The organism is Acidimicrobiia bacterium, assembly GCA_040881685.1.
Lineage (GTDB): Bacteria > Actinomycetota > Acidimicrobiia > IMCC26256 > PALSA-555 > SHVJ01.
Genome location: JBBECS010000053.1, coordinates 195,262 through 204,205, shown reverse-complemented (window position 1 = coordinate 204,205; position 8,944 = coordinate 195,262). Strand labels below are relative to the sequence as shown.

6 protein-coding genes are annotated in these 8,944 nt (G+C 69.6%); 3 read left to right on the top strand and 3 right to left on the bottom strand.

What is annotated here, in order from left to right; all coding sequences use genetic code 11:
• Positions 1-42: 42 nt before the first annotated feature.
• Positions 43-3,327, top strand: coding sequence for an AAA family ATPase (locus WEE69_14705; GenBank protein ID MEX1146549.1), 3,285 nt, complete (start codon positions 43-45; stop codon positions 3,325-3,327).
• A gap of 9 nt (positions 3,328-3,336) precedes the next feature.
• Here the strand turns inward: WEE69_14705 and WEE69_14700 are convergent, their stop codons facing one another.
• Positions 3,337-4,032, bottom strand: coding sequence for a helix-turn-helix domain-containing protein (locus tag WEE69_14700; GenBank protein MEX1146548.1), 696 nt, complete (start codon positions 4,030-4,032; stop codon positions 3,337-3,339).
• A 15-nt stretch (positions 4,033-4,047) separates the two neighbouring features.
• Between WEE69_14700 and WEE69_14695 the strand changes: the two genes are divergently transcribed.
• Positions 4,048-5,148 (top strand): acyl-CoA dehydrogenase family protein, encoded by a 1,101-nt coding sequence (locus WEE69_14695; protein ID MEX1146547.1) that lies wholly within the window; start codon positions 4,048-4,050, stop codon positions 5,146-5,148.
• A gap of 8 nt (positions 5,149-5,156) precedes the next feature.
• On the opposite strand, the gene WEE69_14690 is transcribed toward WEE69_14695, so the two are convergent.
• Complete coding sequence (locus tag WEE69_14690; GenBank protein ID MEX1146546.1) at positions 5,157-6,653, bottom strand: alkaline phosphatase D family protein; 1,497 nt, start codon at positions 6,651-6,653, stop codon at positions 5,157-5,159.
• Entirely contained in the window at positions 6,650-8,140 is a 1,491-nt protein-coding gene (locus tag WEE69_14685) for an alkaline phosphatase D family protein (protein ID MEX1146545.1), read from the bottom strand. Before WEE69_14685 ends, WEE69_14690 begins: the two co-directional genes overlap by 4 nt.
• Before the next feature lie 115 nt (positions 8,141-8,255).
• On the opposite strand from WEE69_14685, the gene WEE69_14680 reads away from it, so the two are divergent.
• Positions 8,256-8,944: aquaporin (locus WEE69_14680; protein ID MEX1146544.1), on the top strand; the 689-nt coding region annotated here is incomplete at its 3' end.

The following is an 8,944-nucleotide window of genomic DNA, read 5'->3' as shown; positions in this document are numbered from 1 at the left end:
CCGCCGTCTGAGGTTGCGGGGCCTAGTCTCGGGCTCGTGGCGATGCGGGACGGGACGTGGACCATCGTCTTCACCGACCTCGTCGGATCGACCGAGCAGCGAACCCGCCTTGGCGACGACGTCGCCGACGAGTTGCGCCGAGCGCACGACGCGATCATCGCCAGGGCCGTCGCCCGCCATGACGGCGAGGTGGTGAAAGGGACCGGCGACGGTTGCATGGCCGCGTTCACCGGCGCCGCGGAAGCCCTGGCCTGCAGTGTCGCCATCCAGCAGGACATCGACCGCCGCAACCGTCGCGCCGTCGAAGCCGAGCCGCTCGCCGTGCGGATCGGGATCAGCCTCGGCGACGCACGCGCTGACGACGGCGACCTCTTCGGCACCCCAGTCGTGGAGGCCGCGCGCCTGTGTGACCTCGCGGGCACGCACGGGATCTTCTGCACCGACGTGGTCAGGATCGTCGCGGGCTCGCGGGCGGTGCAGGAGTTCGAGAGCATGGGGCCGCTCGAGCTCAAGGGCATCCCCGACCCCGTCCCAACCTCGCGGGTGGGGTGGGAACCACTCCCGGACGTCGCTGAGGAGGCACGGCCGCTCCCACCGGGCCTGGATCCCGGCACCCGCTTCGCGTTCGTCGGTCGCGACGAGCACCTCGGGACGCTGGTGGACCAGTGGAAGGCGGCGGCGGTCGACGGCGAGCGCGGCGTCGTGCTCGTCGCGGGCGAGCCCGGGATCGGCAAGACCCGGCTGGCGACCGAGATCGCACTCCGCGCGAACGCCCAGGGGGCGACGGTGCTGTTCGGGCGCTGCGACGACGAGCTCGGTGTCCCCTACCAACCGTTCGTGGAAGCGCTCACGTGGGACGTCGACCATGCACCGGCCGAGGAGCTCACCGATCGTCTGGGGCGGTACGGCGGCGAGCTCACCCGACTGGTGCCCAACCTCCCAACACGCGCCCGAGGGTTGCCCGAGCCGCTCCAGTCGGACCCTGAGACGGAGCAGTACCGGCTGTTCGAGGCGGTGGCGGGCTGGCTGGCCGCGGTGTCGCGCGACACGCCCGTGCTGCTCGTGTTGGACGACCTGCACTGGGCCGCGAAGCCCACGCTGCTCATGCTGCGTCACATCGTGTCCTCTCCCGAAGTCATACGGCTGCTCATCGTCGGCACGTATCGCGACACCGATCTCGACCGGACCCACCCGCTGGGCGAAGCGCTTGCCGAGCTCCGGCGCCGCGAGAATGTCGCCCGCGTCTCGCTCGTCGGCCTGGACGAGGCGGGCGTGGTCGACTTCCTCGAGTCCTCCGCCGGCCACGGGCTCGACGCCGCCGGGGTAGCGCTCGCGCACGCGATCCACGCCGAGACCGAGGGCAATCCGCTCTTCGTGGGCGAGGTGCTGCGTCACCTCGCGGAGACGGGGCGCATCTACGAGAAGGAAGGTCGGTGGACGAGCGACGACCCTTCGAACGTCGGGATCCCCGAGGGCGTGCGCGAGGTGATCGGGCGCCGGTTGAGCCGGCTCTCGGATGCGGCGAACGAGACTCTCACCCTCGCCGCGGTCATCGGGCGCGGCTTCGAGCTGCGGGTCCTGGTTGGGATCAGCGAGCTCGAGGAGGACGCGCTCCTCGAGCTCGTCGACGAGGCCGTCGAGGCGCGGCTCGTACGCGAGGTTGGTGTCGGCCGATATCAGTTCTCGCATGCGTTGGTGCGTTCCGCGCTCTACGACGAGGTTCGGCCGACGCGCCTGGCACGCCTCCACCACAAGATCGGCGAGGCGATCGAGGGGGTCCACGCCAATCGCATCGACCGTCACCTGGGAGAGCTCGCGCACCACTACTCGCGTGCGGCCTCGACTGACCCCACCAAGGCCCTCGAGTACTGCCGCCGGGCCGCGGAGCACGCGCTCGACCAGCGGGCTCCCGACGAGGCGGTGACCTACTACGAGCAGGCCCGCGAGCTGCTCGACGACGTTGAGATCGACGATCCGACGTTGCAGTGCGAGATCCTCTCCGGCCTCGGCGTCGCGCAGCGACGCGCCGGCGTCTCCGGGTACCGTGAGGTGCTCCTCGAAGCGGGGCGCGTCGCAGAGCGCGCCGGCGAGGTCGATCTCCTCGTCAGGGCGACGCTCGACAACCACCGCGGGTTCTTCAGCACGGTCGGTGACGTCGACACCGAGCGGGTCGAGATGGTGCGCACCGCGCTCGAAGCCCTCGGCGACGAGGACTCTCCCGAACGAGCGCAGCTCCTCGCCAATCTGTCGGGCGAGGTCGTCTTCGGCGAAGACCTCGCCGGCCGACGTGCGATCAACGACGACGCGCTCACGATCGCTCGGCGCCTGGGAGACCCCGCAACGCTCGCACACGTGCTCATTAGTCGCTCGGTCGCCCTGTGGGAGCCGAGCACGCTCGACGAGCGGCTCGTGCTGACCACCGAGGCGATGGGCATCGCCGATGAGCTCGGCGATCCCTATCTCCAGTTCTTCGCGTACTGGTACCGCTACGCCACCTGCGTGGAGCACGCAGACGCGGCGGAGCTCGCGACGATCGGACCCCGCCTCGAGCAGCTTGCGAGCGAGGTCGGGCAGGCGACACCGCTCTGGATGGACGTGTTCACCCGGTCGGGTCGCGCCGCGTCAGCCGGGGAGCACGAGCTCGCCGAGGAGCTCATGAACGCCCAGCTCGAGGTCGGCCAGCGCGCTGGTCACCCGGACGCCGTGTTCTTCTACGGCGTGCTGCTGTTCGCCGTGCGTCGCAACCAGGGGCGTCTCGACGAGATCGTCGACCTAGCGCGGGTCGCCGTCGAGGACAGCGCGGTCGCCGGCATCGAGGTGATGCTCGGCGTGACGTTGATCGAGACCGGCCAGTTGGACGCTGCTCGCGAGGTTTTCGATCGCATCGCGACCGACCTGCTCACACTGCCCCAGAACCAGATCTGGACGAGCATCCTGTGGGGGGCGGCGGTCATCTCGCACGGGCTCGACCTTACGGAGCTCGCGGCGCGCATTCGAGAACGCCTCGAGCCGCACGCCGACCAGCTCGTCTACAACGGCCTCGTCTCCTTCGGCGCGATCGCCAGCGTGCTCGGCCTCCTCTCCCTGACGCTCGTCGAGCGCGACGCGGCGATCGCCTACTTCGAGCGCGGCGCCGAAATGGAGGAACGCGTTGGTGATCGGGCGAACCTGGCGCGCACGCGGCTGTGGTGGGCGCAGGTCCTCCTCGAGCGCGGCGGTACCGGCGATGCCGAGCGCGCCTCGGAGCTCCTCACCGCAACGAAGACCGTGGCCGAGGAGCTTGGGATGAGCGCCGTGCTCGAGCAGGCGAAGGCGGCGTCGAAGTAGCGCGCGCGCTCACTGCGAGCGCGTCGCGAAGGGGCTGAGAGCGAACCACGTCGGGAACGCGCGAACGAGATCAGTCGGACCGTGCAGCTGCAACGCGCCGGCGTCGAGCGCGGCGGACCAGGTGCTGCGGCCCATCCAGATGCGCAAGAACTCATTGATGTCGGCGGTCACGTAGAGGTCGACCTCGAAGCCCTCGTCGCGCTCGCACACGGAGGTGCCGGCAGGATCGAGCAGCAGCCAGACGAGACGCCCCTGTCGCGCGCCCGGGAACTCGAACCGGACCACGGTGCGCGACTCCGGGAGCGCATCCTCGACGATGCGCTGCCGGACGCGCCACATGAGGTGCGACCCATCGAGCTGCTCCTTGGCCGGGTCACCGAACATCCACTGCATCGCCCAGTCGCCCAGCCCCCAGACGGTCGCCTCGAGATCTCGACCGGCGTCGGTGAGGTGGTACGTCGGCCCCGGTCGGCGCTCGACGATGCCGAGTCGCTCGAGGTGCTTCAGGCGCTGTGACAGCAGGCTCCGAGACATCCGGGGCACGCCCCGATGGATGTCGGAGAACCGCTCCGAGCCGCAGATGAGCTCACGCAGCACGAGCGGGGTCCACCGATCCCCGATGGCCTCGGCGCCCATGGCGATCGGGCAGTACTCGCCGTAGCTCTTCATGGTGCAGATCTTGTACTTCTCAAGCCCCCGTGTCATCCGTACCGTGAACCCATGGACATCATGAAGCTCGCACAGGAAGTCGCCAACGTCGCCGGGCCCGAGGCGGACCGTCACGACATCGAGGGTTCGTTCGCCGTTGAAGGCGTCGAAGCCGCTCGGGACCTCGGGTACCTGGCAGCCCCGGTCCCCGATGCACTCGGCGGATCCGATGCCCGCACCGCGGAGGTGGCGGCAGCGCAGCGCGTGATCGCCCGCGCCTGCGGTTCCACCGCGCTGGCGTGCTCGATGCATCTCCACATCGTCCTCGCCGCCGCGTGGCGGTGGCGCCGGGGGGACACGGTCGTCGAGCCGATGCTCCGGCGGGTGGGAGAGGATCGCATCGTCGTCGCCTCGACGGGCGGGAACGACTGGACGAAGCCAACCGCCGTCGCCACGCCCGTCGACGGAGGCTGGCGCGTGTCGGGCCGCAAGGTGTTCGCGAGCATCTCGCCCGCGGCAACGGTCGCGGCCACCTTTGCCGTCATCGGCGTGCCCGAGCCCGGCGCCGAGGTGATCGCCTTCGGTTGCCCGCTCGCCGCGGACGGGGTGCGGATCGAAGAGACGTGGGACGCAGCCGGGATGCGGGCGACCGGAAGCCACGACCTCGTCTTCGACGACGTGATGGTGACGGAGGCCCAGGTGGTGGCCCGTCGCACCTGGGGTGAGCTCGACCGACCGTTGCTCGTCGCGTCGCTGCACGCGTGGCCCGTCGTCTACTCGACCTACCTCGGTGTCGCCGAAGGGCTCGTGGATGCCGTCGTGGGATCAGGCAAGCTCGACGAGCGCGCCGCCCGACAGGTCGGCCTGCTCGACTATCACCTGCGGAGCGCCGGTTGGGCGCTCGACTCGGTGCTCACCGAGCTGGGCGACGACCCGGATCCGACGGTCGAGAGCTTTCTCACGTTGCAGCAGATGAAGCGCGTCGTCACGGTCGCATGTCAGGAGATCGCGCCGGTCGCGGCCGAGCTGGCCGGCGGCTCTGCGTACGCCCGGCGCGGCTCGATCGATCGGATGATCAGAGACCTGCGCGCGGCGCTCTACCACCCGAGTCCACCCGAGCTCACGCTCGTGAACGCCGGTCGCGCTCGACTCGGTCTGCCCTTCGAGGCCTGAGCACTCGGTCAGGTGACTTCGATCGCTCGTTGACTGCCGTGCTCGACGAGCCAGCGGGCGCCGAGCTCTTGGTGCGTCGACGGCGCGGTGACGGTGTCGACGAACCACCACTCGGCCTGGACGCGCTCTCGGTTCACGTCGACGACGATGTAGCCGTTGCTGTCGAACTCGCACCACTTCCAGTGCGGAAGGATGTCGACCGCGGTGCGTTCGAGCGCGAGTGAGCGCTCGTCCCGCCGGGGCCAACCCATCTTGTCGTCGATGTTCATGGACGTGAGGCTCGACGCCACGAACTCGACGGCCACGGGATCGTCGCCCGCGATGGGGTCTTCGTGCAGCTCGACGACGATCGCAACGTGCACGTCGCCGCTGAGGACCACGACGTTCTGCATTTCGTGATCGCGGAGATGGCCGAGCAGCGTCGCGCGCTCCACCGGGTAGCCGTCCCACTGGTCGGGGTCCGGTCCTGAGCCTTCCTCACCGAGAAGCCGCAGCGCGTGGAGCGCGGGACGGATCGATTCGGGGAGCTGCTCGGTCCAGGTGTGGCCCATGACCGAGGCGTTCCCGAGCAGCCGCCAGTGCGCCGTCGAGTCATCGAGGGCACGCAGGAGCCATTCGCGCTGCTCGGTCCCGAGCTGCGTACGACCCTGGTCGTTCATCGCGGGTGGTGCTACGGGTTCGTCGCGGCGGCTGCGCGTGTCGATGAGGAAGATCTCGGCGAGGTCGCCGAGCGGCACGCTGCGGAACACCCGCGTCGGATCCGCAGCATCGGGCATCCGGTAGGGCTGCCACTCCCAGCGCGCCCGGAAGCCGGCCGCCTTCCGATCCGCGAACGGGCCCTGCTCGGGTCGGTGCCACGACGACCCGTCACGCCACGTTCCGTCGGCGAACTCGTGGTCGTCGAGCGTGGCGATGACCGGGTGGCGCAGATGGAGAGCCTGCACGTCGGGGTCCCCGCGGTACTGCGCATAGCGCCGCCGGTAGTCGTCGAGTGTCACGCACTCGTGCAGCGGATCGAATGGGCGCCCCATGTCGGGGGGCTGCGGCGCGCCGGGTGGAAGCACGTTCGGCGTCTCGTAGATGTAATCGCCCAAGTGCAGGAGGAACTCGATGTCGTCACGCTCGGCGATGCGGGCGTAGGCGTTGAAGAACCCCGCGTTGTAGCTCGCGCAGGACGCGACCGCGAACCGCAGGTGCTCGACGCCACGGTCAGGGAGGGTGCGGGTCCGGGCCACGGGCGACGACGCTCCCTGCGCCTCGAACCCGTAGTAGTAGATCGTGGCCGGCTCGAGCCCGTCGACGTCGACGTGCACGGTCTGATCCGCAGACGGGTCCGATGCCGCGGTGCCGTTGGCCACGACGTCGCGCAGTCCTTCGTCGCGCGCCACACGCCACGCGAGGTGGATGGGCTCGTCGGTTTCGGCGGTCACTCGCGTCCACAGCATCACCCGGTCCTGGAGCGGATCACCGCTGGCCACCGAGTGACGGAACAGGCCTTCCGTCACGGCGCTGCGACGATCTGCCGGGCCCCGTGCTCCACCATCAAGCGCGCACCGGACTCCTCGCCCGGGAGGCGCTCGAGTACGGTCGGGACGAACCACCACTCAGCGACGACACGGTCGGGCGTGACGTCCACGACCACGTAGCCGTGGTCGTCGAGATCACACCACTTCCAGTGCGGCAGCAGCTTCATCAGCTCACGTTCGACTGCGAGCGAACGCTCGTCGCGACGCGGCCATCCCATCTTGTCATCGAGGTTCGGCGACGTGAGGCTGGCCGTGACGAACTCGACCGCGACCGGCGTGCTACCCGAGAACGAGTCCTCGTGGAGCTCCATGGCCAGGGCGACGTGGACGTCACCGCTCAGCACGACGAGGTTGTCGATGCCCTGCTCGCGCACGTGGTCGAGCACCTGTGTCCGCTCGGCCGGATAGCCGTCCCATTGATCGGGATCCGGACCCGTGCCATTGGAGCTCGCGAGCTTGAGCGTCCCGATCGTCGGCCGCATGGAATCCGGGATCTGCGCCGACCACGTCTGGCCCATGGCCGAGGAGTTGGCGAGCAAGCGCCACCGCGCCGTGGAGGCGTCGAGCTCGTCGAAGAGCCACGCGCGCTGTTCGAGGCCGAGCTGGGTCCGATTCGGATCGTTCATCGCGGGCGCCGGCAGCGGTTGGTCGCGGCGCGACCGCATGTCCACGATGATCAGGTCCGCGAGCTCGCCGATGCGCACGGTCCGGAACACGCGCTCGAGGTCGTTCGGGTCTGGGGGCCGGGCCGGGAGCCAGTCCCATCGGGCCCGAAAGGCCGCCGCCCGTCGTTCGGGCCAGGGGCCGTCCTCGGGTTTGTGCCACGAGGAGCCTCCCGACCAGCAGCCGTCGGCGAGCTCGTGATCGTCGAGCGTGGCGATGACCGGGTGTGCCGCCCGGAACGCCTGCACGTCGGGGTCGCTGCAGTACTCGGCGAAACGTCGCCGGTAGTCGGCCAACGTGATGCAGTCCTTGTCGGGATCGAACTTCCGTCCGAGATCGGGCCGCGGGTCGTTCGCGAACTTGAGGTTGGAGCCCTCGTAGATGTAGTCACCGAGGTGGAGCACGAAGTCGAGGTCCGCTCGCTCGGCCATCCGCGCATATCCGTTGAAGTAGCCGGTGTCGTACCGGGCGCACGACACCATCGCGAGCTTCAAGTGGTCCGCGTCAGGAGGTGGAAGCGTGCGCGTCCTCCCGACGGGTGACGACTCGCCGAGCGCCGAGAACCCGTAGTGGTAGGAAGTCGCGGGGGTGAGGCCGAGCGCGTCGACGTGCACCGTGTGATCCGAATCGGCGTCGGTCGACACGGTTCCGGATGCGACCACGTCGCGCAGCTCCGCATCCCGCGCGATGACCCAGTCCACGTCCACAGGACCGGCACCGGTCGTGACGCGGGTCCACAGGATCACCCGGTCGACGAGGGGATCGCCACTCGCGACGCCATGCTGGAACGTCTGCCCTGCGATGAGGGCAACCTAGCGCCATCCCCACCACCGAATCCGGCCGGTCCTACGCTCGACTCCGACGTTGTGGTCACCGGCGCGGCCGTCGGCCGCGCATGCGGCACGAAGAGGGGGCGGCATGTCACAGCGCGGACGGGTCTTCGTGGCGGAGGCCGTCGGCACCGCCATTCTGGTGCTGGGCGGCCCTGGCACCGCGATCTTCGCCGGCGGGAGCGTCGGAACGCTCGGGGTGGCCTTGGCGTTCGGCCTGAGCCTGCTCGTCGCGGTCTACCTCATCGGCGCGATCTCCGGCTGCCACATCAACCCTGCGGTGACGCTCGGGATGTGGTTCACCAAGCGCACCACGACGGCCGACGTGCCCTGGTACCTCGGCGGCCAGGTCGTAGGGGCCGCGGTGGCGAGCGGTCTGATCTGGGCGATCGTCCGCACCGGCGAGAACGCCGCCGCGGTGGGGACGCGCTCCGATCTGTTCAGCGGCGCGTCCAATGGCTACGGCTCGCACTCACCGGCCGGTTACGACCTCGGCGCGGTGATGATCGCCGAGGTTGTGTTCACCGCCGTCCTCGTGCTCGTGGTGCTCGGCGTCACCCGGTCGTCGGTGCCCGCAGGCTTCGCGGCGATCCCGATCGGTCTCACGCTGGCGCTCGTGCACCTGATCAGCATCCCGATCGACAACACGTCCGTAAACCCGGCGCGCAGCCTTGCCACGGCGATCTTCGCGAAGGGATTCGCGTTCGAGCAGCTGTGGGTGTTCATCGTGTTCCCGGCCATCGGCGGGTTGATCGGCGCCTTGGGGTGGCAGGTGCT